This is a genomic window from Micrococcus sp. 63XJN7_6_ISO-PGPR-S23-444 (genome assembly GCF_058072765.1).
In genome coordinates this window covers 898034-924522 of record NZ_CM176516.1, presented here as the reverse complement: position 1 = coordinate 924522, position 26489 = coordinate 898034, and the positions used below count along the sequence as shown (strand labels likewise).

Below are 26489 nucleotides of genomic sequence, written 5' to 3'. Positions count from 1 at the left end.
GGCCGATCAGGCGTGGGTCAGCTCGGCAGCTGGCCGTCCGGCGGGACCGTCAGGTCCTCGGTGGGCAGCTCCTCGATGTTCACGTCCTTGAAGGTCAGCACCTTCACGCGCTTGATGAACCGCTGCGTGCGGTACACGTCCCACACCCACGCGTCCTCGAGCAGGATCTCGAAGAACACGTCCCCGTCCGCCTGGCGGGGCGTCAGCCGCACGTCGTTGGCGAGGTAGAAGCGCCGCTCGGTCTCCACGACGTAGCGGAACAGGCCCACCACGTCCCGGTACTCGCGGTAGAGCAGCAGCTCGGCCTCGGCCTCGAAGTCCTCGACGTCGTCTGCGCTCATGACATGCCTCCTCAGTGTTCGCCGCGCACCCGCGACAGTCCGGGCACGCACGGCCTCCATCCTCCCCCGTCCGGGGGTCGCACGTCGAACGGGCGGCCTCGCCCGGCCCCGGGGGCTCAGTCGAACAGCGTGGGCGGCGCCTGCGCGGGCGCGCCCGGCAGCCCGAGGTTCCAGCTGTGCCGGTGCTGCTCGCTCGCCCCGCGCTCGGCCAGGGCGGCCCGGTGCGCGGCCGAGCCGTACCCCTTGTTCCCGGCCCACCCGTACCCGGGGTGCTCCGCGTCGAGGGCGATCATGACGTCGTCGCGGGCCACCTTCGCGGCGATCGACGCGGCCGCCACCGTCGCGCACCGGTCCTCGGCCCGCACCAGCATCGTGGGCACGGGCGGCAGCAGACGCGGCGCGGGGCCGGCGTCGGGATCGGAGCGACTCAGCCAGTCGTCCCGGCCGTCGAGCACGAGGGCGACCGGCTCCTGCCCCACCGCGGCGCACAGCGCCGCCCAGGCCCGGCGCCCGGCGAGGCCGAGGGCCGCCGAGATCCCGAGCGCGTCGATCTCCGCGGGGCTGGCCTCGCCCAGCGCCACCCCGGCCGCCCAGTCCTCGATCTGCGGGACCAGGGCGCGCCGGCGTCGGTCCGTGAGCGCCTTCGAGTCGCGCACCGCAGGGATCTGCCCCGCGGCGGGCAGCCGCGCGGCGCACACCCCGACGACGACGGGCCCGGCCAGCGCGCCCCGGCCCACCTCGTCCATGCCCGCCACCAGCACCCGGTCCACTCCCCGCGCGGCGAGGACCGGCGCGGCCAGCCCCGCCTCGACGTCCAGGCCGGCGCGCACCGTCGGCCGGCCACCGCCCCGGCTCGCGGTCACGTGCGGGCCTCCGGCGCGGGCGCGTCCGGCACGGCGGCGAACGCGTCGGGGTCGGTGCCGGCGCCGCCGACCCGGTCCAGCGGCCAGACCACGAACCGGGCGCGGCCCACCACGTCGTCGAGGGCCACGAACCCGCCCCCGGGCCCGGCGCGGTGCGCGCGGGAGTCCGCCGACGCCGAACGATGGTCGCCGAGCACCCACAGCCGCCCCTCGGGGACGGTCACCTCGAACGCCTCCTGCGCGGGCGTCTCCCCCGGCGCGAGGTACGGCTCCTCGACGGGCACCCCGTTCACGCGCAGCGTCTCCTCGCCGGGCGTCCAGGAGACGATGTCCCCCGGCAGTCCGACGGCCCGCTTGATCACGTGGCCGCCCCCGGGCAGCCAGCCCTTCGTGTCCTCGAAGACCACCACGTCACCGCGGCGCACCGGGAACGGATCCGGGGTGAGCAGCGTGGCGACCACGCGGTCGCCGGCCCGCAGCCCGGGCTCCATGGACGAGGACGGGATGGCGTACATGCGCGCCAGGAAGGCCCACGCCAGCACGCAGGCGAGTACGGTCACGGCGGCCGCGATCAGCGCGGTGCGGCGCCCCGTCACGGCGTGTCCCCGGAGGGGGCGTCCACGGTCCCGCGGCGGGACAGGGGCCACACGATCTCCGCGGCCCGGCCCTCGACCCGCTCGAGCGGGATCAGCCCGCCGCCGGGGGCGCCCAGCAGTGCGCGGGAGTCCCGGGAGGCGGCGCGGTGGTCGCCCAGGACGACCATGCGCCCGTCGGGCACCTCGAAGGACCAGGTCCCCGCCGCGGCCGGCTCGTCTGCGGTCACGGGCCTGCCGAGATACGGCTCGTCCAGCGGCTCGCCGTTGCGCAGCAGCCGGCCGTCCGGGGCGCAGCACTCGAGGCGGTCCCCCGGCAGGGCCAGCACGCGCTTGACGAAGACGTCCTCGGCCGCGCCGACGCCCCACCACCGGGCGACGTCCTCGAGGCCGCGCTCGAGCGATCCGGCCGAACGGTACGGCGCCAGGCTGCCGGCGCCGTCGAACACCACCACGTCGCCGTGGTGCAGGCCCTGCCCGCCGGCCGCGGCGGCGTCCACCCGCACGCGGTCGCCGGGCTGCAGGGTCGGCTCCATCGACCCGGAGGGGATGAGGTAGACGGGGCCGGTGAGGGCTCGCAGCACCGCGGCCACCACGACGGCGGCCACCACGGTCAGGCCGAGCCACGCCCACCAGCGGCTCGTGCCGGAGGCGGGGGCCGCCGTCGGGCCCGAGGAGGAGCCGGCCCCGGACGCGACGGAGCCCCGTGACCGGCGGGGGTCACGGGGCTCCGAGGTGCGCATGGGTCGATCACCGGTCGGCGGGGCCGACCGGGATGATCACTTGGCGTCGGCGCGCTTCTCGCGGATGCGGGCGGCCTTGCCGTGGCGATCGCGCATGTAGTACAGCTTCGCGCGGCGCACGTCGCCCTTGGTGACGACCTCGATCTTGTCGATGACCGGGGAGTGCACCGGGAACACGCGCTCCACGCCGATGCCGAAGGACACCTTGCGGACGCGGAAGGTCTCGCGCACGCCGTAGCCCTGACGGCCCATGACGTAGCCCTGGAACACCTGGACGCGGGCGGTCTTGCCCTCGATGATGTTCACGTGCACCTTGACGGTGTCGCCGGGGGCGAACTCCGGGATGTCGTCGCGCAGCGTCTTCTTGTCGAACGAGTCGAGAATGTGCATGTCGTCTCTCCTGGCGGATGCCACAGGTCAACCGCGTGGTATGCGGGCGCACGGTCCGTCCACGTCCGCATGACGAGGGGGCCGGGTCCCGAGCCGAGGGCCGGGCTCCGCACGTGGGGTGCGGTCCCGGGGTCCGATCCGTTGACGCGCGCCCCCTGTGGCAGGTCGGGCGTCCGGCGGACACGAGGATCCATTATGCCACAGCCGATGACGCCGCGACGCCCCTCCGGCCCGTCGGGCGCGGCGGGTCAGTCCTCGGAGTCGTACGCCGCCCACAGGTCCGGTCGCCGCTCGCGCGTGCGCTCCTCCTGCTGGGCCCGACGCCAGGCCGCGACCTTGCCGTGGTCGCCCGAGAGCAGCACGGGCGGCACCGCACGGCCCCGCCAGTCCGCGGGCTTGGTGTAGACCGGGTACTCCAGCAGGCCGTCCTCGTGGGACTCCTCGACGAGCGAGGCCGGGTTGCCCACGACGCCCGGCACGAGGCGGCCGACGGCCTCGATCATCGCCAGCGCCGCGACCTCGCCGCCGTTGAGCACGTAGTCGCCCAGCGAGACCAGCCGCACCTCGAAGAGCTCCTCGGCCCAGCCGAAGACGCGCTCGTCGATCCCCTCGTAGCGGCCGCACGCGATCGCCACGTGCTCCCGGCCCGCCAGTTCCCGGGCGAACCGCTGGGTGAAGCGCTCCCCCGAGGGCGTCGGCACGAGCAGCACGGGGCGGTCCCCCGGCTCCGCCGACGACGACTCGGCGGGGGCCGGTGACACGGGCCCCTGGGCCGCCACGTGCTCGAGCGCGAGCGCCCACGGCTCCGGTTTCATCACCATGCCGGCGCCGCCGCCGTAGGGCGTGTCGTCCACGGTGCGGTGCCGGTCGACGGTGAAGTCGCGCAGGTCGTGGACGTGCACGTCCACGAGGCCCTCGCGGCGGGCACGGCCCAGCAGCGAGACGTCGAGCACCGCGAGGTACTCGGGGAAGATCGTGACGACGTCGAAGCGCACCGCTCAGTCCTCCGCATCCGCATCGGCGGGCCCGTCTGCGGCGTCCTCGTCCTCGCCGGTGGCGAGCTCGAGCAGCCCCGGCGGCGGGGTCAGCACGAGCACGCCGGCCTCGGGGTCGATCTCCGGGACGATCTCCTCGACGAAGGGCACCAGGGCCTCCTCCTCGACGCCGTCCAACGCGACGTGCAGCAGGTCCTGGACCGCCCCGGTGGTCAGGGCCGTGACGACGCCGACGCGCTCGCCCTCGACCCGCACCTCGAGGTCCACGAGGTCCTCCTCGTACCACTCGTCGGACTCCTCGGGCGCGGCGGGAACGGCGAACAGCTGGGCGCCGCGCAGGGTCTCGGCGACGTTGCGGTCCGGCGACTCGGCGAAGCCGACCACGAGGATCTGCTTGTTCCACCGGGCCCGGGTGACGGTGAGCTCGGCGGGAAGGCCCGGGGCGCCGTCGCGCACCACGAGGCGCTCTCCGGGGGCGAAGCGGGCGTCCGGGTCGTCGGTGAAGACCTGCACGGTCACCTCGCCGCGGATGCCGTGCGGCTTGCCGATGCGGGCGACGCGGACGAGGTCGTCCTGGGCTGCGGGACTCATGGGCTCTCCTGGGTGGGACGGTCGGTGACGGGAGGGGGCGGGGCCGCAGACGACGACGGCCCGCCGGCCCGGTGAGGGGCGGGCGGGCCGTGCGTCACGGGCCGTCAGGAGCGGCGGTCGGTCTCCACCACGTCCACGCGGACGGGGTGGCCGGCCAGGCCGTCCAGCACGGTGCGCAGCGCGGTGGCGGTGCGACCCTGGCGGCCGATCACGCGACCCAGGTCCTCGGGGGCCACGCGGACCTCCAGCATGTCGCCGCGCCGCTGGGAGCGGGCGTCCACGCGGACCGCCTCGGGCGTGTCCACGATGCCGCGCACCAGGTGCTCGAGGGCCTCGGTCAGCATGGTCACTCGGACTTCTCGGCGTCCTCGGCCGGGGCCTCAGCGGCCGGAGCCTCGGCGGCCTGCTCGGACTCGGCCGGGGCCTCCTCCTGCTTCGGCTCCTCCGGCAGGATGACCGAGCCCTTCTCGGGGGCCACGAAGGCCTCCTTCTCGGACTTGGACTTCAGGGTGCCCTCGGCGCCCGACTCGCCCTTGAACTTCTGCCAGTCACCGGTGACCTTCAGCAGCGCGGCGACCTGTTCGGTCGGCTGGGCGCCGACGGAGAGCCAGTACTGGGCGCGCTCCGAGTCGATCTCGATGAACGAGGGCTCCTCGGTGGGGTGGTACTTGCCGATCTCCTCGATGGCACGGCCATCGCGGCGGGTGCGCGAGTCCATGACGACGACGCGGTAGAACGGGGCGCGGATCTTGCCGAACCGCTTCAGACGAATCTTGACAGCCACGAGTGTGGTTCTCCTTCAGTGGATCTGGGGGGCCGGGGCACGACGCCGCGTGGGGGCAGCGGGCGTCGACGACCTGGCACACGGAACGGAGCGCAGCGGAGGATAGAGGGTCGTCCGGGCTCACGCTCAGTACCGTGCCATTCTGCCAGATCGGGCGGGCCGGTGCACACCCGGCGCGCCGCGACCGGGCAGCGGGCGACTCAGCGGTCCTTGAGGTACTTCTCGAAGCCCGCCGGCAGGTTGAGGGTGGACGGGTCGAAGCCGTCCATCCCCGCGCCGTCGCGGCCGAACACGGCCCCGGCCTGTGCCTGGGCGGCGCGGGCGCGCCGCTCCTCGATCGCCTTGCGCTCGGCCGCGGCCTTGGCGGGGTTGCCGGACTTCACGCGATCGCGCTTGGCGTTCTTGCCCTTGCCCTTCGCCTTGCGGGAGGCGCCGCCCGACATGCCGGGCATGCCGGGGATGCCACCGCCGGCGGCCATGCGCTTCATCATCTTCTGCGCCTCGGCGAAGCGCTCGAGCAGGCCGTTGACCTCGGACACGCTCACGCCCGAGCCGCGGGCGATGCGGGCGCGGCGCGAGCCGTTGATGATCTTGGGGGCCACGCGCTCGTGCGGGGTCATCGAGTGGATGATCGCCTCGACGCGGCCGATCGACGACTCGTCGAACTGCTCGAGCTGCTGCCGCATGCCCTGGGCGCCCGGCATCATCATGAGCATCTTCTTCAGCGAACCCATCTTCTTGAGCTGCTGCATCTGGGCGAGGAAGTCGTCGAGGGTGAAGTCCTCCTGGTCCGCGAACTTGCGGGCCATCTTCTCGGCCTCGGTGCGGTCCCAGTTCTGCTCGGCCTGCTCGATCAGGGAGAGCACGTCGCCCATGTCGAGGATGCGCGAGGCCATGCGGTCCGGGTGGAAGACCTCGAAGTCCTTCAGGCCCTCGCCCGTGGAGGCGAACATGATCGGCTTGCCGGTCACGTGACGGACGGACAGCGCGGCGCCGCCGCGCGCGTCGCCGTCGAGCTTGGTGAGCACGACGCCGGTGAAGCCGACGCCCTCGTTGAACGCCTGGGCCGTGGCCACGGCGTCCTGGCCGATCATCGCGTCGATGACGAAGAGCACCTCGTCCGGGTCCACGGCGGCGCGGATGTCCGCGGCCTGCTGCATGAGCTCGGCGTCCACGCCGAGGCGGCCGGCGGTGTCGATGATGACCACGTCGTGGTACTTCGTGTTGGCCTCGGCGACGCCGTCGCGGGCCACCTGCACCGGGTCGCCGGTGGCGGCCTCGAACTCGGAGGAGACGCCGGGGTGCGGCGCGTAGACCGGGACGCCGGCGCGCTCGCCGCCGACCTGCAGCTGCTTCACGGCGTTCGGGCGCTGGAGGTCGCAGGCCACGAGCAGCGGGGTGTGGCCCTGGGACTTGAGCAGGTGGGCGAGCTTGCCGGCGAGGGTCGTCTTGCCGGCGCCCTGCAGGCCCACGAGCATGATGACGGTGGTGCCCGTCTTGGCGTGCTGGATGCGCCGGGTCTCGCCGCCGAGGATGCCCACGAGCTCCTCGTTGACGATCTTCACGACCTGCTGGCCCGGGTTCAGGGCCTGGGCCACCTCGGCGCTGAGGGCGCGCTCCTTGATCTGCGCGATGAACTGGCGGACCACGGGCACGGCGACGTCGGCGTCCAGGAGGGCGCGGCGGATCTCGCGTGCGGTGGCGTCGATGTCCGCCTCGCTCAGCCGCCCCTTGCCCTTGAGGCTGCGGAAGGTGGCTGTGAGGCGGTCGGACAGGGAGTTGAACACGGCGGGTGTGATCCTTCGAAGCGGGGTCGACTGATCCGGACGCGGTCGGTCGCGGGCGCCGCGGCTTCCACCGCGGCGCCCGTCAAGCCTAGCAACCCGGCTGGAGGGGTCAGCCGGCGGCGCCGCCCCGATGGGCCTGCGCGTCGGCCGGGACCGGGACGCCGCCGAAGCCGACGTCGTAGTGGTAGGCCGACTCGTCGTGCAGGGTGAGGTCCACGCCGCGCTCCTCGTCCTCCTCGCTCACGCGCAGGCCCAGGGTGGCCTTGAGCACGAGCGCGATGAGGAAGGTGAGCACCGCGGTGAACACCACGGCCACGACGACGGCCACCGTCTGGGCCAGCAGCAGACGGCCGTCCCCGCCGTAGAACAGGCCCGCGGGGCCCTCGGAGGGCAGGGCGAAGAAGCCGATGAGCACGGTGCCCAGGATGCCGGCGGTCAGGTGCACGCCCACCACGTCGAGGGAGTCGTCGAAGCCGAGGCGGTACTTGAGGTTCACGGCCAGGGCACTGGCCGCGCCGGAGGCCACGCCGATCACCAGGGCGCCGAGCGGGCTGACGAAGGCGCACGCCGGAGTGATGCCGACGAGGCCGGCCACGATGCCGGAGGCGGTGCCGATCGAGGTCGGGCGGCCGCGGCGCACCCACTCCACCACGACCCAGCCGAGCATGCCGGCCGCGGCGGCGGCCAGGGTGTTGATCCAGATCAGGCCGAGCTGGCCCGTGTCGCCGGCGGCGCCGCCGTTGAAGCCGAACCAGCCGAACCACAGCAGGGCGGCGCCCAGCATGGTGAAGGGCACGTTGTGCGGCTTGTGGCCGGGGTCCACGCCGAAGCCCTTGCGCTTGCCCATCATCAGGGCCAGGACGAGCGCCGCCACGCCGGCGCTGATGTGCACCACGAGGCCGCCGGCGAAGTCCAGGGCCTCGCCGAGGCGCGAGCCGATGGCGCCCTCCTCGGCGAGCAGGCCGCCGCCCCACACCATGTAGGCCAGCGGCGCGTAGACCAGGGTCACCCACACCGGCACGAACACGCACCAGGTGAGGAAGCGGGCGCGGTCCGCGACCGCGCCCGAGATGAGGGCCACCGTGATGATGGCGAAGGTGGCGCCGAAGCCGGCGGCGATCAGACCGCCCTCCTCCATCGCGGTGGTGAGGCCGGGGTCGGCCAGCGGGCTGCCGACGAGGCCGAGCCAGCCCTCGCCGCCGGTCATGCCGGAGACCCAGAGGATCCACACGACGCCGACCAGGCCCATCGAGACGAAGGACATCATCATCATGTTCAGCGCGGACTTCGAGCGGGTCATCCCGCCGTAGAACAGGGCGAGCCCCGGTGTCATCAAGAGGACGAGGCCTGCGCTCACCACCATCCACACGGTTCCGGCGTCCAGGGTCATCTCGTTCATGGGCGTCTCCTCGGTCTGAGCCGGACGCCCGCCGCGTCGACGCCGTTCGTCCGGCGTCGTCGCCCGGTCCAGGATCGGACCGTTGCTCAAGGAGCGTAGCGGAGCGTGAGGCGCGGCACGGTGGCGCGCACGGAATCGGACGCAATGTGACGCGCCGCGCCGCCGGGGGTGACCGGGGACGCAGCGGGCCCCTCCCGACGACGTCGGAAGGGGCCCGGTGCGCGGCGCGGCGGGTCAGTCGGCCAGCAGCGCGTCCACGAAGCCCTCGGCGGTGAAGGGGGCGAGGTCGTCCGCGCCCTCGCCGAGGCCGATCAGCTTGACCGGCACCCCCAGCTGGCGCTGGATGGCGACGACGATGCCGCCCTTGGCGGTGCCGTCCAGCTTGGTGAGCACGATGCCGGTGACGTCCACGACCTCGGCGAACACCTTGGCCTGGGTCAGGCCGTTCTGGCCCGTGGTGGCGTCGAGGACGAGCAGGACCTCGTCCACCTCCGCCTGCTTCTCGATGACGCGCTTGATCTTGCCCAGCTCGTCCATGAGGTTCGACTTGTTCTGCAGGCGGCCGGCGGTGTCCACGAGCACGACGTCGGCCTCCGCGCGGATGCCCTCGGCCACGGCCTCGAACGCCACCGAGGCCGGGTCGGCGCCCTCCTTCTCGGAGCGCACCGTGGGCACGCCCACGCGGGCGCCCCACGTGGCCAGCTGCTCGGCGGCGGCGGCACGGAAGGTGTCCGCGGCGCCCAGGACCACGTCGCGGTCCTCGGCCACGAGCACGCGAGCGAGCTTGCCCACGGTGGTGGTCTTGCCGACCCCGTTGACGCCCACGACGAGGGTCACGGCAGGGCGGCCGTCCCGGCGGGTGGCCGCGAGGCGGCGGTCCATGGACGGGTCCACCATGGCCACGAGCTCCTCGCGCAGCAGCGCGCGGACCTGCTCGGGGTCGCGGGTGCCCTCCACGGTGACGCGGGCCTTGAGGCGGTCGACGAGCTCCATGGTGGGCTCGGTGCCGAGGTCCGCCATGAGGAGGGTCTCCTCGATCTCGTCCCAGACGTCCTCGTCGATGCGGTCCTGGGAGAGCAGGGCCAGCAGGCCCTTGCCGAACACGTTGTTGGACTTGAGCAGCCGGGCGCGCAGGCGGGACAGACGCGAGCCGGCGGCCTCGGGGCGCTCCAGCTCGGGGGCCGCGGGGGCGGTCTCGACCTCCTCGACGACCTCTGGCTCGGCGACGTCGACCGTCGCCTCCTCGGCGTCGGGACGCTCCAGGACCGCGGTGGACCCGCCGGGCGCCGCGTGGCGGGGCCCGGGGCGCGGGTCGTCCGCGTCGCGCACCCCCTGGTACGAGCCCTTCGGCGGGGCGGGCCGGCGGTCCAGCAGGCCGACGATGAGACCGCCCACCAGCAGGGCGAGGACGACTGAGATGATGAGCACGATTTCCACGTGCCCAGTCTCGCACACGGGTTCTCACCGGGCCCGGGGGGATCCCCCGGGCCGCGCCCGGGGCTCACGGCAGCCGGGTCGGCGTCCCGTCCGCGTCGATCCCCACTCGCGCCGTGCCCTCGGCGCCGCGGACCACCAGGGTGAGCGTGCCGTCGTCGTGCTGTTCGACCTCGACGCCGACCTCGTCCTCGGACCCGGCCGGGATCAAGACCGAGACCAGGCCGGCCTCGGGCCCGGCCGAACGGAAGGCGACCTGGGTGGCCTCCTCCCGCACCTGCTCCGCCGGATAGTGCCAGCCGCGGTGCAGGTGGCCCTCCGGATCCATCCGGCCTCGGTGGATCGCCAGGTCGTCCTCCCCCACCGACGCCCCGTCCAGGCGGACCTGGACCAGAGTCGTGGCCTCACCCGAGGCGGATTCGACGGCGCGGACCGTGTCGGGGGCGATCCGCTCCGCAGTGAACTCGGTCGGCAGGTTCCACAGGCTCTCCACCACGTGGCCGGCGCGCCCGTCCTCGATCCGGGTGCGGTCCACCACCACGGCGGCGTCCGGCTCGGTGAGCACCAGCACGGACCGACCCCGCTCCCCGCCCGCGGTCAGTGCCTGTCGGGCCGAGGCGCCGTCGGCCGAGCCGTCCGGCGACACCGTCAACGAGGTCCGCTCGGCCGCACCGTCCCCGGGGAACTCTTCGAGGGTGGGCAGGTGGATCACGTTGTGCGCGGTGGGACCGAGACCCCAGGGCCGCCAGTCGTCCGTCACGATGCCGGGGTGACCGCCGTCCTCGATGACCTGACGACCACGCGCGGTGTACAGGAACTGCAGCAGGTCCCCCCGGTGGGCCTTCTTCTCGGTTCCCGTGCCGGAGCGCAGCATCCAGCTCGCCGCCTGCCGGAAGCCCTCCTCGGGGGTGCCCCAGGAGGAGCGCCCGAACACGGGGCCGTTCTCGAAGGCGCGGACACGGTCCGCGGGGGCGACACCCTCGGCGCCCTGGGTCGCGGCGTAGCGCAGACCCTCGCTGATCCCGGTGAAGGGCTTGACCGGATACTCGGCGCTGTCCCCGTACTGCCAGTAGGAGCCGGTGGAGTCCACCATGTGGGGCAGCGCCTCGCCCATGGCCTCGACACGGCCCTCGAAGGCCTCCGACGGGACTCCACAGGCGGTGCTCGTCGTGTCGATCGCGTGAAACAGGGTGTAGTTGAACTGGGCGTAGTGGGGCGCCGCCTCGTTACTCAAACCCTCTTCGTCGATCTGGTACGGCAGATCCGCCTCCACGCGCTGCATCGCGTGCCGCATCCACTTCGGACGGTCCAGGACGCAGCCGGCCCCCAGCAGGCCCCGGTTCTCCATGGAGCCGTGGTTGTGCCGGGCCGAGTACCGGGCCATGTTCTGGTCCGCGTGGCGGCCGATCAGCTCGTCCACCCACGCGTACTCCTCCGGCACCGTCCCGCCCTCGCGCTGCAGGACCACGCTTCGGAAGCAGAGGAGCACGTTGAGCCGGTGCGTGTTCGCCTCGAGGTCGTCGTGGTCCTCCGCCCAGCCCTGCTCATGGTCGGCGGCCCAGTCCGCGATGAGTCGCTCGGCCACCGCGAAGGCCTCCTCATCCCCCTCGCGGGCGGCCTCGATGCTGGGGCCGATCCACCGCAGGGAGGCCAGCCACAGGCGCCACCCCTCGTCCTCGTAGGGGTCCGCGTCCCAGTCGACGTCGCCGTGCCCGTCGCCCACGGCCACCGGCTCGAAGACGTGCCAGGCGTACACGTCCCGGGCGTTGGACTCCACGGTGTTGTGCCGGGGCACCCGGCCGTAGCCCTGGCAGGGGTAGAGCTCGGCGCGGGCCAGCTCGGCGGTGCTCGCCGAGGCCGAGGCGGGATCGGCCGGCGCCGCGGCCCCCGAGGCCGTCGGCGCGGCCGACGGCGGCGCCGGGGACGCGGTCACCGTGGGGGGCTCCCGCGGCTCCTCGACCCCGTCGGGAGCCGTGCAGCCGGTCAGCACGAGACCGGCGCCCAGGGTGACCGCGAGCGCCGCGGACCGGGCACGCGCACGGGGGAGGACACGGAATCCACGGGGACGGCTCATGCCGCCAACCTACCCCTGCCGTGGATCGTGTGAGGTGGGAGGATGGCGGCCATGCCCTCCTCTCCTCCGGCCGCACGCGTGCCCCTGCCGACCGAGATCAAGGTGATGGTCGCGGCGGCGTTCGTGATCGCGATCGGCTTCGGCATCATCGCGCCCCTGCTGCCGCAGTACGCGGAGATGTTCGCGTCCGACTTCGCCAACCCGGCCACCGCCGTCGCCGCCGTGGTCTCCGCGTTCGGCCTCACCCGCCTGCTGTTCGCGCCCGTCTCCGGCCGGCTCACCAACCGGCTCGGCGAGACGCCGGTGTACATGACGGGCGTGCTGATCGTGGCCGCCTCGATGTTCCTGATCGCCTTCGCCCAGGACTACACGCAGCTGCTGCTGTACCGCGCGCTCGGCGGCGTCGGCTCCACGCTGTTCACGGTGTCCGCCATGGCGTTCCTGGCCAGCAAGTCCCCGCCGACCATCCGCGGGCGGGTCTCGGGCGCCTACGCCTCGGCGTTCCTGATCGGCAACATCGTGGGGCCGATCGTCGGCTCCGTGCTGGCCGTCTTCGGCTTCCGGGTGCCGTTCCTGATCTACGGGACCTCGCTCGTGATCGCCGCCGGGATCGTGTTCGTCATGCTCCGGGACACCCGCCTGCAGGACCGCGCCCGCGGGGAGACCCGGCCCGTCATGCCCCTGCGCGCGGCGCTGGGCCACCGCTCCTACCGCGCGGCCCTGACCTCCATGTTCGCCAACGGGTGGGCGACCTTCGGGGTGCGCAACGCCATCACGCCGCTGTTCGCCGCGAGCGCCTTCACCGGGACGGCGCTCCTGGGATGGGGCATCACCGAGGAGAACCGCCAGCTCATGGCCGGACTGGCGCTGTCCGTGTTCGCGGCCGGCAACGTCCTCGCGGTGGCCTCCAGCTCCCGGCTCTCCGACCTCCACGGGCGCAAGCCGCTGATCCTCGTGGGACTGGCCGTGATGGCGGTGTTCACCGGGGCGATCGGCTGGCTGGAGTCGCCCCTGCTGTTCCTCGTCTCCTGCGCGCTGGCCGGTGCCGGCACCGGCACCCTCAACGCCCCGCAGCAGGCCGCCGTCGCGGACCTCGTGGGCCAGGACCGCAAGGCCGGTCCGGTGATGTCCGCTGCGCAGATGTCCGGTGACCTGGGGGCCATCCTCGGCCCGCTGCTCGTGGGCCTCGTGGTGGACGCGGCCGGCTACGGCTGGGGCTTCGTGGTGACGGGGGCGGTGATCGCCGTCGGCGCCCTCGCCTGGGCGCGGGCTCCGGAGACCAACCTGCCGGTCGCCCCCGGCGGACCGCGGACCGGTTCCCTGCCAAAGGTCGACCCGGACGTGGACCCGTGCCGGATGGAGGGACGCGAGCTCGGCTGAGCGCCGGCGTCCACCGAACGACGACGTCCCCGGACCTGGCAGGTCCGGGGACGTCGTCGTCGGGGGGCTCAGGCCGGCATCCACTCCCAGCCGTACCACTGGTCCGCGAGCGCGATGCGCCACAGGTGGCGGGCGAAGACGCGCCGCTCCATGCCCTCCGGGGGGCTCACCGTGCCGTGCAGGGCGGACTCGACGACGGCGGTGAGGATCGGCTCGGACAGGTGGTCCTGGAGCACGTCCGGATGCGGACTGTCCATGAGGCCGCGGCACAGGGCCAGGAGGGTCCTGCCGGAGAACTCGCCCACGCGGCGCGGGCCGGTGCGCGGGACGGGCTCGACCGTCGGCAGCGGAGCGGTGCGGGCTGCGTGATGCGGGCCGGACCAGTCCGGGTCGGGCCCGTCGTGCTCGAAGGCCCAGGAGTTGTTGCCCAGCGGGACGGCCATGACCTCGGGCCAGATCCGGGCCATGGCGCCGAACAGCGCACGCTGCGACACCTTCTCGGACAAGGAGAGGGCGTCCGCCACGGCACCGACCTCCGCGTCGCCGAGGGGGTAGGCGATGGTCGCGTCCCGGCCGTAGTGAGCGATGTGTGCGTGCAGGTAGGGGCCGGCGGAAGTGGCGGGCGTAGAGGTAGAGCTTCTCCTCCCGGCTCTGCGCGGGGAGTTCGTGGAACCACCGCTCGAGGGCGGACTCCACCGGACGGCGGCGGTGCTCCGTGAGCAGCTCGGGGGCCGAGCGGGCCTTGATGCGGCGCAGCGCCTGCGAACCCGTGTAGGTGAGGCGCTGGGCCATGCCGCCCTTGAGCAGCGGCCACTGCCCCAGCATGATGCCCTCCCCCGGCGTGGCCGGGTCGGGTCCCCGGTAGCGGGCCGTCTGGGCCTCGGAGAGCGGCTGACCGCCGGCCTGCCGGAGGGTGGAGAGCATGTGCTCGCGTGGCCCCGCCCCGTCCAGGACGGTCGGCTGCGTGACCTCGTGCGGCATCCCGAGGGCCTCGGTCATCATGCGCGCCACCACGGCGTCGGGCTCGTGCTCCTCACCGAAGGTGACGGCCCGTGCGTCGACGTCGCGACCCTTCAGCAGGGCGAGCAGGGTGCGGGAGTCCTTCCCGCCGGAGAGCCGCAGCTGCACAGGGCGGCCGGCGAGCACGTCCTCGACCCGATCCATGGCCGCGGTGAGGGCGGCGGCCGCCGCCTCGGCCCCCTCCTCCGGCGTGTGGTCCTCCGTCAGCGTCGAGCGCAGGCCCGGGGGGACCTCCCCGAGAGAGGCGGCGCCCCCCACGATCTCCAGCGACCGGTCGATCGGCAGTCGCGCGACGCCCTCGAACGGGGTGACGTCCTCGAAGCTGTACCCCGAGTACAGGTAGTGGGCCAAGTAGCGCTCGTCCCGGCGCACGCCCGGCCGGTGTCCGGCGGCCAGGGCGAGCGCCACCAGGAGCGGCCGGTTGGAGACGTACACGTGCTCCGAGTCCTGCGCCCAGTAGAGACCGTCGAAAGCGGGCACGGTGGCCCACGCGGTCACCCGGTCCACGTGGCGTTCCACCATCACGGCCGCGTACTGACCCCATACAGGGCGGTCGTACCCGAGACGGGAGCCGACCCGGCGGACATTCCGGATCAGCTCATCCCACACGGGATGGCCGCCGGTGACGGCCCACCGGTCCCCCTCGGCAGCGGCAAGCGCGGGGCCACCAGTGCGCTGGAACACGAGGGCGACGGTCGTGACGGAGGGCTCCACGATCACAGGCTCCTGGTCGTGGGCCGGGCCCACGAACGGTGCGTAACCGTCAGCGACCGCGCGCAGGCGGCTCCGGGTGAGGTCGAGGGTGAGACCCCGGCGGGGCCGACGCGGGACGGCGAGGAGGAACTCGGTCACGCCGGATCCCCCCCGTCGAAGGCCGGCAGCCGCTCGCCCACGCCGAGCAGCTCGGCGATCGCCGAGACCGTGCGCTCCGCCGCGCGGCCGTCGCCGTAGGGGTTCACGGCCTGGGACATCGCGGTGTACGCGGCCTCATCCGTCAGCAGGCGGGTGACCTCGGTGACCACGACCTCCTCGTCCGTGCCGATCAGACGCACGGTGCCGGCGGTCACGGCCTCGGGACGCTCGGTGTTCTCGCGCATCACGAGGACGGGCTTGCCCAGGGACGGGGCCTCCTCCTGGACGCCGCCGGAGTCCGTCAGCACGACAGTGGCCACGGACAGCAGGTGGGTGAACTCGCCGTAGGCCAGGGGCTCGGTCACGAGCACGTTCTCGCGGCCCTCGATCTCCGGCAGGATGGCCTCGCGCACCACCGGGTTGCGGTGCGCCGGCAGCACGAAGGTGACCTCCGGGTGGTCCGCGGCCAGGCGGGCCAGGGCGCGCCCGACGCCGCGCATCGCGTCGCCCTGGTTCTCGCGCCGGTGGGTCGTCACCAGGACGACGCGACGGCCGGACGCCTCCAGCTCGGCCAGACGCTCGTCCTCGAACGGCACCTGGTGGCCGACGGCCTCCAGCAGCGCGTCGATCACGGTGTTGCCCGTGACGTAGATATCCTCCGCGGCCACGGCCTCACGCAGCAGGTTGTCCCGGCTCACGGTGGTCGGGGGCAGGTGCAGCGCCGAGATCTGGCTGGTGATCTTGCGGTTGGCCTCCTCCGGGAACGGGGAGAGGATGTCGAAGCTGCGCAGGCCCGCCTCGGCGTGGACCACGGGGATGCCGCGGTTGAAGGCGGCGACGGCGCCCGCCGTCGAGGTCGTGGTGTCGCCCTGGACGACGACGGCGTCCGGCCGCTCCTGCTCGAGGACGGCGTCGAGCCCGTCGAGGGTGCGGGCGAACACGCCGTTGAGGGTCTGGCGCGGCTGGATGATGTTCAGGTCGTGGTCCGGGACGATGCCGAACAGCTCGTTGACCTGGTCCAGCATCTCGCGGTGCTGCCCCGTGACGGTCACCACGCACTCGAACCGCTCGTCGGCCTGCAGCGCCTTGACGATGGGGGCCACCTTGATGGCCTCCGGGCGGGTTCCGTAGATGGGCATGACCTTGGGCACAGTTGCTCCTCTTGACTGGACGACGGACCGCGGCCGCGGCCCGATCAGGCTCGACGCGGGCGCGAGCTGGCGCCAGTCTACTGACGGCGCCGCCGCACCGCCGGTTGCTAGAGTGGCGACTCGCGGCGGGCCGCCCCGGCCCGCCTTCCCGCCTGCATGAAGAGAGGCCGCGACGGCATGTCAGACACCGGCGACCCCCGCGTCCCGAGCGGCACCGCGGTCCTGACCGTGGACGGAGCCACCCTGCGCCGAGTGGGCGCCCGTCCGGGCCTGGCGCGCTACCTGGCCTCCCTCTGGGAGTACCGCTCGTTCATCCTGTTCGACTCCCGCTCCCGGATCGCCGGGGCGAACTCCGTCAACGCGCTCGGCCGCGTCTGGATGGTCCTCAACCCGATCCTCGACGGCGCGGCGTACTTCCTCGTGTTCGGGCTGCTGCTGGGCACCGGCCGCGGAGTGCCGAACTTCCTCGGCTACCTGATCATCGGCGTGTTCCTGTTCCGCTACACCTCGAGCGCGATCACGGCGGGGTCGCGTTCGATCTCGACCAACCTCTCCATCGTCCGCGCCTTCCGCTTCCCGCGGGCCACCCTGCCGATCGCGACGAACATCCGCGAGCTGATGCTCTTCGGCCCGACGCTGGTGGTGATGCTGGTGCTGGTCCTGGCCATCCCGCCGATGGAGCAGATCACGTGGCGCTGGCTGCTGCTGATCCCGCTGCTGGCGCTGCAGACGCTGTTCAACGTCGGCGCCTCCCTCCTGCTGGCCCGCTACGTGGCCCGCTGGTCCGACCTGTCCAACCTCATCGCGTTCGGCACCCGGATCTGGCTCTACGTGTCCGCCGTGTTCTTCAGCGCCGACCGCTTCGCGGACTTCCCGCCGATGATGACCGCCATGCATCTGAACCCGCTGTTCTGCGTCCTGGACATCGCGCGACAGTCCCTGCTGTACGCCTCCGACGCGGACCCCATGCGGTGGGTCGTCCTCGCGGCGTGGACGGCGGCCCTGCTCGTGGTGGGGACCGTGGTGTTCTGGCGCGCTGAGGAGACCTACGGGGAGGAACGATGAGCGCGGACCCGCTGACCCCCTCCGTCGTCGTCGACGAGGCGTCCATGACCTACCGCGTCCTCTCGGCCGAAGCGGTCCAGCCCCGCCGGGGCCTGCGGGGTCGGGTCCGCGCCGCCCGGGGCGTTCGCACCACGGAGGTCCAGGCGCTGCAGCCGCTGTCGTTCGTGGTGGGGCGCGGCGAGTCCGTGGGCGTGATCGGCACGAACGGGTCCGGCAAGTCCACCCTGATGAAGCTCATCACCGGCCAGATGCGCCCGACCACCGGCCACATCTACGCGACCTCCACGCCCGTGATGCTGGGCGTCAACGCCGCGCTCGTGCGCCAGGTCTCCGGTGAGGACAACATCCGTCTGGGCTGCCTGGCGATGGGGATGTCCCGCGCGGAGGCGGAGGCCAAGCGGGACGCCGTCGTCGCCCTGTCCGGTCTCGACGACCACGCGCTCCAGCTGCCGCTCAAGGCGTACTCCTCGGGCATGGCCGCGCGCCTGCAGTTCGCGATCGCCACCTCGGTGGACCCGGACATCCTCGTGATCGACGAGGCGCTCAACACGGGCGACGCCCAGTTCCGCGAGCGCACGCGCCAGCGGCTCGACGAGCTGCGCGAGCAGGCCGGCTGCGTGTTCCTGGTCAGCCACTCCCTCAGCACCATCCAGGAGATGTGCCAGCGCGTGATCTGGATCGAGCGGGGCGTCCTGACGATGGACGGCAGCCCTCGCGCCGTGACGCGCGGCTACAACCTCTACGCCCGGGCCATGGCCCAGGGGCGGACCGAGGAGGCCCAGGAAATCCTCGAGCGCAAGCAGTCAGAGCTCGTGCGGGAGCGCATCGCGTGGAGCGGCGGCGAGCGGCCCACCGGGATCACCGCGCTGTGAACGTGGCCGGGGCGCGGCTGCGTCGCTGGGCGGGCCGGGCCCGCATCGTGGGCGAGCGCGCGGCCGCCACGGCCGGCGACGCCGGCGCCTCGGCCCTCCGCGCGGCGCGCGGCGCCCGGGGCCTGGCCACCCTCCCGGAGCGCACCTGGCGTGCGGCGGACGTGCACGTGCCGGACGCGTCGGCCGCGCTCCCGCTCCCGGCGGCGGCGGTGCTGCGCCGCGCCCTGACGGGTGCGCGCGTCCCCTCCCTCGACGCGTTCTCCCCCCTCGGGCCCCGGCCGGCCGCCGCGCCGGCCGTCCTGCTCCTGCCGGTGGACGAGCCGGCCGCGCGCGGCTGGTCCGTCGAGGCGGCCGCCGAGCTGGCCGCCCGGCGCTGCGCGGACCTGGAGATGCCCGCCGGCGCGCCCGGCCTGCACACGGTGCTGATGTCTGACCCGGCCTCCCGCCGGGCCCTGACCGCCGCCCTGCGCACCGCCGGCGGCCGCCTCCCCGGGGTGCTCGTCGTCGCGTGCCCGGACCCGGCGACGGCGGCCGGCCGGGCGCGGGTCCTGGCCGCACTGGGGCTCGTCGACGCGGTCCTCGCCCCGGAGGGAACCCGGCTGGACCCCCCGCTCGCCCGCGCGGCCGCACGCGCGGGCCGCGCCGTGATCGGACCGGACCGGGCAGCTGAGACGTGGGAGCGCCTGGCCGCCGCTGGCCGGGCGGCGCGACTGGACGCGCTCACGCCCGCCGAGGCCGCCGGCCCACCCGCCGCACCGGCCCCCCGGGTGCGGGTGACCGCAGAGCCGCGGCGCGTCGTCGTCGCGGGCCACGACCTGAAGTTCGCGGGCGCGCTGATGGACCGGCTGCGCGCCGACGGGCACGAGGTGCGCGTGGACGCCTGGCGCGGCCACGCCCGCCACGACGTCGAGCGCAGCCGCGCCCTGGCCGCGTGGGCGGACGTGGTGCACTGCGAATGGAGCCTCGGCAATCTCGCCTGGTACTCCCGGCACCTGGACTCCCCGCACCGCACCACGCGGTTGACCAGCAGGCTCCACCTGCAGGAGGCGGGCACGGCGTTCCCGTCCCGGGTGCGGCAGGACGCCCTGGACGAGTGGGTGTTCGTGGCCGAGCACGTGCGCGCCCAGGTGCTGCGGGACACCCGTTTCCCGGCGTCGCGGACCTCGGTGGTGCCGAACGCGGTGGCCGTGCCGCCCACGCTCCCGGACGGCGACGACGACCGGCGCTTCGTGCTCGGGCTGGTCGGCGTGCTGCCCGAGCGGAAGGGGCTGCACCGCGCCCTCGACCTGCTGGCGGCGCTCCGCCGGGTCGAGCCCCGCTACACGCTCCGGATCCGTGGCCACCACCCGGAGGAGGTCGGCTGGATGGCGCAGCGCCCCGCCGCGGCGGCCTACTACCGGGCGCAGCTGCGCCGCATCGAGACCGACCCGGTGCTCGCCGGAGCCGTGACCTGGGACCCCCACGGGCCGGACATGCCCGCGTGGTACGCCCGGGTGGGCGTCGCGCTCTCCGTCTCGGACTTCGAGTCGTTCCACTTCACGCTGCCCGACGGCGCCGCGCACGGCTGTCTGCCGGCCGCGCTCGCGTGGGCGGGCGCCGACCTGCTCTACCCCGCCGCGTGGCTGAGCCCGGACGTGGCCACCATGGCCGAGGCCCTTCGCCGGGCGACGGCCGACGCGCGGGCCTGGCGGTCCGCCGTGGCCCAGGCCCGGCGAGACGTGGCGCACACCTATGCTGAGGAGGACGTCGTGCCTGCCCTGGTCCGTCGGATCCTGGGGGGCGCCGCCGCCTGACCCCGCCGAGGAGGAGCCCCATGGCCGTCGCCACGCCCGCCCCCCGCCGACCCCGGATGGCGATGCTGGTGGGGAACCAGGTCGTCGGAGACTCTCGCGTGGAGAAGGCCGCGGTCTCTGCGGTGCGCGCCGGCTACGAGGTCGTCGTGGTGGGCGTCTCGCACCGCACCACGTTCAACCTCGGCCGGTACGGGTCCGTGCCCATCCTGCGCGTGCCCGTGACGTTCCGGCGGCACCTGGCGTGGCAGACCCTGCACGGGACCGCCCGGCCGGACGTGACGGACTGGTCCGCCGTGCTGGACCCCGAGGAGGCTGCGGCGATGACCGCCTGGGACCTCGCCCACGAGGTCGGGGCGGGCCTGCTCCAGGCCGTGGTGCGCGGGCTGTCGCCCCACGCCCTGCCCGACCGGGCCCGCGGCCGACTCGGCCGGGCCGCCCGTCGCCTGGGCCGCCTCGGCCCGGCACGGGGCCGCCGGGACCCGGCAGCAATGCGGGGCCGGCGCGCGCTGAAGAACTTCGCCGCCGGGCGGACCGGCGCCTGGCGCGAAGTCTGGCCCCTGATCGCGGACTACGAGGACGGCTTCCTGCGTGCCCTGATCGACCTCGCGCCCGACCTCGTCCACGTGCATGACCGCCATCCCCTGCCCGCCGCGGCCGCCTACGACCACTACCGCGCTGCGCGCGGCCTGCCGCCGGTGCCGTGGGTCTACGACGCCCACGAGTGGCTGCCCGGCCAGATGATGCCCGGGCCCGTGGACCAGCGCATCGCGTGGAAGGCGGCCGAGGCCGAGCTGATCCACGAGGCCGACGCCGTCGTCGCCGTCACGGACGAACTGGCCGAGCGGATGCGCGAGTACCACGCCCTGCAGGAACGCCCCGTGACGGTGATCAACGGGCCGTGGGGCACGCAGCTCCCGATGGGCCCGGCCGAGCGCCTGCCCCTGCGCACCGAGCTGGGCCTGTCCGACGACGTCCCGCTGCTCGTCTACCTCGGCAAGCTGGCCGCGGTCCGCGGCGTGGGCACGCTGGTGGACGCCCTGCCGCTGCTGCCCGGCGTCCACATCGCGTTCGTGGGCTCCCCCGACCCCGACGCCCGGCAGGGCCTGCGCGACCGGGCGGCCCAGCTCGACGTCGCCGACCGGATGCACATCGTCGACTACGTGCCCTCGGCCTCGGTGACGTGGTACGTCTCCTCCGCCACCGCGGGCGTGAGCCCTCTGCTCCCCACCCCGGCCCACGAGAGCGCCGTCCCCACCAAGCTGCGTGAATGCCTGCTGGCGGGTCTGCCGCTGACCGTGTCGGACCTGCGCGAGCAGGCCCGTTTCGTCCGGGAGCAGGGGGTGGGGACCGTGTTCGCCCCCGGGGACGCCGCAGACCTCGCCCGGGCGGTGCGCGACCTCCTGGCGCGACGGACCGAGCTGACCGCGGCCGCGCGCTCTCCGGAGATCGCCGCGCGCCACGGGTGGGAGGCCGCCGAGCGGGCGCTGCACGGCCTCTGGCGACGTCTCGTGCCCACGCCCGCCGCGCCGCCGCCCGTGGAGATCGCCCCGGACCCCGCGCGCGAGCCCCAGCCCCGTGGGCTCCTCGTCGTGGGCGACCCGCCCACGGTCCGGCCCCTCGCGGACGCCTGGCCCGCCGGCGCCGGCCCCGTGACGCTGCGGCCGCCACGGGATTTCCCCGAGGGCCGCGGCCTCGTCGTGGGCGGCCCCGAGGCGGTCTGGGGGGTCCTGCAGGACTGGGTCACGGACGACCGTGCCCACGGCACGGTCCTCATCGGGGGCGAGGGGCCGCTGTGGGGCCGGGCCGAGCAGTCCCCCGTCCATGAACTGCTCTCCCTCCGGGCTCGCGGACGCCAGGTCGCCCTCGTGGCGGGCGAGCGGATCCTCGCCGGCGTCGAGCGGAGATTGGCGGCCGTCCCCGGTCACCCCTGGGGAGGGCTGGACCCGGACGCGCGGGCGGCGCTGGACCGCCGCATCCGGCGTCAGGGCCGCCCGTTCCAGGCCGCCCTGGCCGCCGGAGTCCCCGTGCTCTCCCACCGGCGCGTGGAGGCGCTGCTGACGCCGGGCGTGCTGTGGCTGCCGGCACCGATCCCGACGCCGACGGACCGGGGACCCGGTCGTGACGGCGCGTCTGCACCCCGCAGCGTGCTCATCCTGCCCGGGGACCGCACCTCGGCCGAGTCGGCGGCGGTGGACGAGCTGGTCGCGGAACTGGCCGCACGCGGGATCCCGGTCGAGGCCCCGTCGGGTCCCCGGTTCCGCCGTCGACCCGACGCGTTCCACGGCGACGTCGTCGTGGCGCCGCTGCACACGGAGGACCTGGAGGTCGCGGCCCTGCAGGCCCTGGCCGCAGGCAGCGCTGTGGTCGCCGGGCCGCCGGTGACTCCCGCACCGGACGAGTGCGCCCCGCCGGTGACCGAGACCGACGACGCCACGCTCCTCGCCACGGTGCTGGGCCTGCTGGAGGAGACGTCGGCGGCCGCGGGGGAACGGCGGGAGCGGGCGCGCGAGCACCACGCGCGGCTGCACGCGCCCGAGGCCGTGCTGGTGAGGCTGCAGGCCCTGCTCAGCCCTGCGGAGACGACGGACGGGCCCGCCGCGGTGTGATCCGCCGCGGGCCCGTGCCGGGCGCCCCGGTGGGGCCGGGACTCAGTCTTCGAGAGCTGCCCGGGCGGTGGCCACCCGGACGGCCCAGGACTGCGAGCGCTGGGCCTCGGCCATGCCGGGCGCCCCGTCCCGCACGAGCGTGACGATGCCGGCGCGGATCGCCTCCGAGGAGCGCGCGACGCCGAGGCCCACGCGGTTGCGCTCGAGGAAGTCCGCGATCCCCATGTCCGCGAAGCAGAGCACGGGGTAGCCGCGCTCGATCAGGGACATGGTCTTGTAGGGGAAGCTGAACCGGGCGTACTTGCCGCCCAGCAGCACCACGCCCACCACGGTCCTCGTCGCGGGGACGTACCACTCGAGCGGGACCGTGGTGATCCGCAGCCCGGGCCGGTCTGCCAGGCCGTGCTCGGCCAGCATGTCCTCCAGCACGGAACGCTCCCCCGCGCGCACGACGAAGTCGAGTCGCACCTGCGGGTCGAGCGTCCCGACGGCGGTGAGGTACTGGCCCAGGCCGTAGATCCCGCCCACGCCTCCGGCGTACAGCAGGGTGACGCCCTCCTCGCCGATCGCCGGGGCGTCGGCGGGGACGGTGTTCGCCGGAGACACGGCAGGCGGCAGCGGCAGCCAGTCCACGGGCCCGCGGCCGTGCCGGGCCAGCAGGGCGTCGAAGCCCGCCCCGGACTCCGCAGACGGAGCCGCCAGCCGGTACGCGGCCTCCGCCATCGCGTCGAACTCGGCGAGCCCACGCTCCTGGACGTCGCGCCGCGCGTCGGCGTCCTCGAGGTACCCGTCGATCTCGTCCAGCCAGTGCAGGTCACGCACGAACCAGACGCTTGTACCGCCACCGGCCGAGAAGCGGGCCATGACGTCCGCGAGGGCGGCGGTCACCCGGTCGACCGGGATCGGCGACGTCGAGTTCTCGCCGTAGAGGAGTCCGAGGGGACGGCCGGCGGCGAGCGCCTCGTCCAGGACCCGGAGCCGCCGGTCGAAGACGCCCGGGACGGAGGAGAGCCGCAGCGCCGCGGCAGGCTCGGAGAGGGCGTCGTTCATGTTGCGCACCCGCTGGGGACGGGCCCCGTCGGTGCGGTCCTCCAGCGGCGAGGTGGAGAAGAACACGTCCAACGGGCCGTCGTGCCGCAGCACCGCGAGGTCCTCGAACGTCCTGTCCACGCGACCGGTCATCGCCGCGCGGTAGGCGGCGAGCAGGTCGGTGGTGCCGGCATCGACGGTGTCGACGGCGGAGTGCGGCTCGGGCCTCCCGCGCAGGGCCGCGGCGAGCTCCGTGACGAGGCGCAGCCCCCGCCCCGTCCGCACGCCCGGATGGCCCGCGGCCCACGCGCCCGAGCCGATGGTGTCCTCCACCACCAGCCGTTCCGCGAAGCCGGTGCCGACCAGGAGTTCGCCGACGGCCGTGTGGTCGCGCGACGAGCCCACGAGGACCACGTGCGTGGCGCCGCCGAGCCGAGTCGCCGCGACCGCGTCGAACGCGCGTCCTGCGGCGAGGTCGCGGGTGCGGTAGAGGGCGGAGGCCGAGAGGCTGCGGAGCGAGGCGCCCGGCACCGTGTTCACCGCGGTCTGGAGCGCCTCCATCTGCGCCGCGAGGCGGTCGGCGTCGACGTGTTCGGGATGGAGGACGACGACGCTCGGCGTCTCGAATTCCTCGGCCAGCGGAGGCAACAACTCGGGCCGCAGGGCTCGACGTGGATGGCGGAGATGGGCGCTCCACGACCCCTTTGACAGGGCCTTGTCGAACTCCCATTCGTCCTCGAGGAACAGCCGGTCGGCCGCCCGCGTCAGGGCCGCGAAGTCCTCCTCGGCGTGCCGTCGTGCCGCGGAGAAGTCCAGGTCGCCGCGGTGGAGCAGGGGGATGAACTCCTCCTCGACATGCCGGGCGGCGAAGCCCGCGGCGCCGAGCCCGGAGGCGAGGATCGCGTCGTAGGCGCCCGCGGCCGTGACCCGGCGCATCGCGCGCGCGATCTGGGCCCCGGCAGCGCGCAGGGCGTGGGTGCCGGTCCACGGGTAGAGCGGGGCCGGGGCAAGGCCGGGTCGCCGGCGCAGCCAGGCGTGCGAGGCGACGTCGAGGACGTCGACCACGTGGCCGCCATCCCGCAGGTCCTGCAGCAGCAGACCCTCCGCCGGGCCCGTGCCGGCCGTCAACAGCAGCACGGCGCTCATGCGTTCTCCTCCCCTCGCCCGCCCGGGCCTGCCGCCAGACCCATCAGCGCCATCTCCTGGTCCACGGTGTGCTCCGGCGAAGTCTGCGCGCGGACCCGGGCTGCCGCGGCCCGGGACATCCGGAGGAACAGGTCCGGGTCCTCCATCAGCCGTCGCAGGCCGTCGGCCAGCCCGGCCACGTCCTCGACGTCGGCGATCATCGCGCAGTCCTCGTCCACGAACTCCCGGACAGCGCCGGCGTCATTGGTCACGGGCACGAGTCCGGAGGCCATCGCCTCGTCCCGTGAGACCCCCTGGGAGTCGAGTCGGGTGGGCACCAGGAACACGCCGTGCTCCCGGTGCAGGGCCGCGATCTCCTCCTGGACCACGAAGCGGCGCTCCACCGTGACGTTCGCGTCGTCCGCGAAGGCCTCCTCGAAGAGACCGAAGTGCTTGCCGTCGCCGATCACGGTGACCTGCATGCGGTCCCACAGGGGCGTGTCCCGTAGGCGCTCGAGGGCCCGCACGGCGAGGTCCGCGCCGTAATTGAGGTTCGCCGCAGAGCGGACCCACAGCACACGGAAGCGCTGCTCGGGGTCCTTGGGCACGAAGCGGAACAGGTCCGTGTCGATCACGTTGTGCACGATCGCCGTGCGTTGCCCCGGGAAGACAAGCTCCATGTCCTCCTGAGCCGCTCGGCGCCACCAGCGGGAGACGAAGACGAACCGCTCGGGGCCGTGCGGGTGGTCGAGCACCTCGCGCCAGAAGCGCTGGCGTTCCAGGGTGTCGACGATCGCGTCGTCCACCTGCCCCTGGGTCCGGTGGTTGCGCACGGTCCGGATCCACCGGCGCGACTCGAAGCCATGCATGTACGCGAAGAAACGGTGCCCCGCCAGCGCGTCCTGGATCGGCTCCCAGAGGGAGCGGACGAGGAAGTGGGCCGCCACGGACTCGTAGTGCCGCGTGCGCAGCAGCTCCGCGGCCTCCGCTCCCCGGCCCACCAGCACGTGGACGCCGTCGTACTCGTAGGAGCGGGGTTCGGCGGACCGATCGATCACCGCCACGTCGACGCGGACGCCGGCGGCCTGGAAGTACTTGACCCGGCGGTGCACGAAGCCGTTGCCGTAGGGGTTCTCGAGGGTGGGGTACACGCCCACCACGACCAGGTGGCGCGGCGCATCGTCGCCGAGCTGGGCGGCGTCCGCCCGTGCGAAGTGGTCGGCGACCCGCCTCGGCGCGGCGGCCAGGTCCTCCTCCTCATGGCCCGTGGGGGCCAGCGGGGGTGCCGGCTCCGCGAACAGGCGCCGCTTGAGCACGGCGTTCTCGAGCTGCAGCAGTGTCGCTGCCTCCTGCGAGGTGTAGGTGTCCCCGACGTCGGCAAGGTGAAGGTAGCCGCGATAGCCCGGGGTGGTGTCGCGGGCGGGCGCGGCGGGGCGGGGCGGGGGCGTGCCGCGCCGGCGGGGCGGGGCGGCCACTGACCTGATCCGACGCACCGCGGCCGAGTCCTGCGGGAGGGTGTCGAACACCGCGCGAAGCACGCTGGGTCCGGGCTCGGGCAGGGCTCGCGCCCGTCGGGCCGCCGCGCGGACGGCCCGGCGAGCG

General features: G+C 74.2%; 22 protein-coding genes and 1 pseudogene. 5 read left to right on the top strand and 18 right to left on the bottom strand.

Annotated features, from left to right (window positions below; all coding sequences use genetic code 11):
* Positions 1-17: 17 nt before the first annotated feature.
* The 13 genes from AC3RJ9_RS04255 to AC3RJ9_RS04195 form a co-directional block, all read right to left on the bottom strand.
* The gene (locus AC3RJ9_RS04255; RefSeq protein WP_002853817.1) at positions 18-341 is read right to left on the bottom strand and encodes a DUF2469 domain-containing protein; all 324 of its coding nucleotides are present in this window, start codon (positions 339-341) and stop codon (positions 18-20) included.
* A gap of 116 nt (positions 342-457) precedes the next feature.
* Positions 458-1204, bottom strand: coding sequence for a ribonuclease HII (gene rnhB / locus AC3RJ9_RS04250; protein ID WP_363931600.1), 747 nt, complete (start codon positions 1202-1204; stop codon positions 458-460).
* Positions 1201-1800, bottom strand: a complete 600-nt coding sequence (lepB, locus tag AC3RJ9_RS04245; protein ID WP_363931602.1) for a signal peptidase I — start codon at positions 1798-1800, stop codon at positions 1201-1203. The genes rnhB and lepB (AC3RJ9_RS04245) overlap by 4 nt, the downstream gene beginning before the upstream one ends.
* Positions 1797-2540, bottom strand: coding sequence for a signal peptidase I (gene lepB, locus AC3RJ9_RS04240; RefSeq protein WP_069941905.1), 744 nt, complete (start codon positions 2538-2540; stop codon positions 1797-1799). The genes lepB (AC3RJ9_RS04245) and lepB (AC3RJ9_RS04240) overlap by 4 nt, the downstream gene beginning before the upstream one ends.
* Positions 2541-2576: 36 nt before the next feature.
* Positions 2577-2930, bottom strand: coding sequence for a 50S ribosomal protein L19 (gene rplS / locus AC3RJ9_RS04235; protein ID WP_002853821.1), 354 nt, complete (start codon positions 2928-2930; stop codon positions 2577-2579).
* Positions 2931-3178: 248 nt separating this feature from the next.
* Positions 3179-3925, bottom strand: coding sequence for a tRNA (guanosine(37)-N1)-methyltransferase TrmD (gene trmD, locus AC3RJ9_RS04230; RefSeq protein ID WP_036312840.1), 747 nt, complete (start codon positions 3923-3925; stop codon positions 3179-3181).
* Positions 3926-3928: 3 nt separating this feature from the next.
* A complete protein-coding gene (gene rimM, locus AC3RJ9_RS04225) occupies positions 3929-4516 on the bottom strand; it encodes a ribosome maturation factor RimM (RefSeq protein ID WP_206495714.1) in 588 nt (195 codons plus the stop codon).
* Between the two features lie 104 nt (positions 4517-4620).
* The gene (locus AC3RJ9_RS04220; protein ID WP_029248213.1) at positions 4621-4860 is read right to left on the bottom strand and encodes an RNA-binding protein; all 240 of its coding nucleotides are present in this window, start codon (positions 4858-4860) and stop codon (positions 4621-4623) included.
* 2 nt (positions 4861-4862) lie between these two features.
* Positions 4863-5300: a 30S ribosomal protein S16 gene (gene rpsP, locus AC3RJ9_RS04215; RefSeq protein ID WP_036340115.1), complete on the bottom strand. Its 438-nt coding sequence runs from the start codon at positions 5298-5300 to the stop codon at positions 4863-4865.
* A gap of 200 nt (positions 5301-5500) precedes the next feature.
* A complete protein-coding gene (gene ffh, locus AC3RJ9_RS04210) occupies positions 5501-7087 on the bottom strand; it encodes a signal recognition particle protein (protein ID WP_095695598.1) in 1587 nt (528 codons plus the stop codon).
* Between the two features lie 109 nt (positions 7088-7196).
* Positions 7197-8486 carry an ammonium transporter gene (locus tag AC3RJ9_RS04205; RefSeq protein ID WP_036340110.1) on the bottom strand — a complete coding sequence of 430 codons (1290 nt, stop codon included), beginning with the start codon at positions 8484-8486 and terminating at the stop codon, positions 7197-7199.
* A gap of 234 nt (positions 8487-8720) precedes the next feature.
* Entirely contained in the window at positions 8721-9923 is a 1203-nt protein-coding gene (ftsY, locus tag AC3RJ9_RS04200) for a signal recognition particle-docking protein FtsY (protein WP_036340106.1), read from the bottom strand.
* Between the two features lie 64 nt (positions 9924-9987).
* On the bottom strand, positions 9988-11994 hold the full coding sequence (locus AC3RJ9_RS04195) for an alginate lyase family protein (RefSeq protein ID WP_036340103.1): 2007 nt from the start codon (positions 11992-11994) through the stop codon (positions 9988-9990).
* A gap of 51 nt (positions 11995-12045) precedes the next feature.
* On the opposite strand from AC3RJ9_RS04195, the gene AC3RJ9_RS04190 reads away from it, so the two are divergent.
* On the top strand, positions 12046-13374 hold the full coding sequence (locus tag AC3RJ9_RS04190; RefSeq protein WP_036340101.1) for an MFS transporter: 1329 nt from the start codon (positions 12046-12048) through the stop codon (positions 13372-13374).
* A gap of 68 nt (positions 13375-13442) precedes the next feature.
* Here the strand turns inward: AC3RJ9_RS04190 and AC3RJ9_RS04185 are convergent, their stop codons facing one another.
* The 3 genes and pseudogenes from AC3RJ9_RS04185 to wecB all read right to left on the bottom strand — a co-directional run bounded on the left by AC3RJ9_RS04185 (position 13443) and on the right by wecB (position 16397).
* Positions 13443-13898: a hypothetical protein gene (locus AC3RJ9_RS04185; RefSeq protein ID WP_036340098.1), complete on the bottom strand. Its 456-nt coding sequence runs from the start codon at positions 13896-13898 to the stop codon at positions 13443-13445.
* A 391-nt stretch (positions 13899-14289) separates the two neighbouring features.
* A pseudogene (locus AC3RJ9_RS04180) lies at positions 14290-14538 on the bottom strand (asparagine synthase-related protein); the annotation flags it as partial.
* Between the two features lie 704 nt (positions 14539-15242).
* Entirely contained in the window at positions 15243-16397 is a 1155-nt protein-coding gene (gene wecB, locus AC3RJ9_RS04175; protein WP_036340092.1) for a non-hydrolyzing UDP-N-acetylglucosamine 2-epimerase, read from the bottom strand.
* Positions 16398-16574: 177 nt separating this feature from the next.
* On the opposite strand from wecB, the gene AC3RJ9_RS04170 reads away from it, so the two are divergent.
* The 4 genes from AC3RJ9_RS04170 to AC3RJ9_RS04155 are packed head-to-tail and all read left to right on the top strand — an operon-like array spanning position 16575 to position 22733.
* Complete coding sequence (locus tag AC3RJ9_RS04170) at positions 16575-17462, top strand: ABC transporter permease (RefSeq protein ID WP_078026108.1); 888 nt, start codon at positions 16575-16577, stop codon at positions 17460-17462.
* Positions 17459-18334 (top strand): ABC transporter ATP-binding protein, encoded by an 876-nt coding sequence (locus AC3RJ9_RS04165; protein WP_078026060.1) that lies wholly within the window; start codon positions 17459-17461, stop codon positions 18332-18334. Before AC3RJ9_RS04170 ends, AC3RJ9_RS04165 begins: the two co-directional genes overlap by 4 nt.
* Positions 18331-20127 (top strand): glycosyltransferase family protein, encoded by a 1797-nt coding sequence (locus tag AC3RJ9_RS04160; protein WP_305847235.1) that lies wholly within the window; start codon positions 18331-18333, stop codon positions 20125-20127. The genes AC3RJ9_RS04165 and AC3RJ9_RS04160 overlap by 4 nt, the downstream gene beginning before the upstream one ends.
* Before the next feature lie 20 nt (positions 20128-20147).
* A complete protein-coding gene (locus AC3RJ9_RS04155) occupies positions 20148-22733 on the top strand; it encodes a glycosyltransferase (RefSeq protein ID WP_078026059.1) in 2586 nt (861 codons plus the stop codon).
* 42 nt (positions 22734-22775) lie between these two features.
* On the opposite strand, the gene AC3RJ9_RS04150 is transcribed toward AC3RJ9_RS04155, so the two are convergent.
* Both AC3RJ9_RS04150 and AC3RJ9_RS04145 read right to left on the bottom strand, forming a co-directional pair.
* Positions 22776-24908 carry a hypothetical protein gene (locus AC3RJ9_RS04150; protein ID WP_480221472.1) on the bottom strand — a complete coding sequence of 711 codons (2133 nt, stop codon included), beginning with the start codon at positions 24906-24908 and terminating at the stop codon, positions 22776-22778.
* The gene (locus tag AC3RJ9_RS04145) at positions 24905-26362 is read right to left on the bottom strand and encodes a glycosyltransferase family 4 protein (RefSeq protein WP_336574368.1); all 1458 of its coding nucleotides are present in this window, start codon (positions 26360-26362) and stop codon (positions 24905-24907) included. The genes AC3RJ9_RS04150 and AC3RJ9_RS04145 overlap by 4 nt, the downstream gene beginning before the upstream one ends.
* Positions 26363-26489 lie beyond the last annotated feature (127 nt).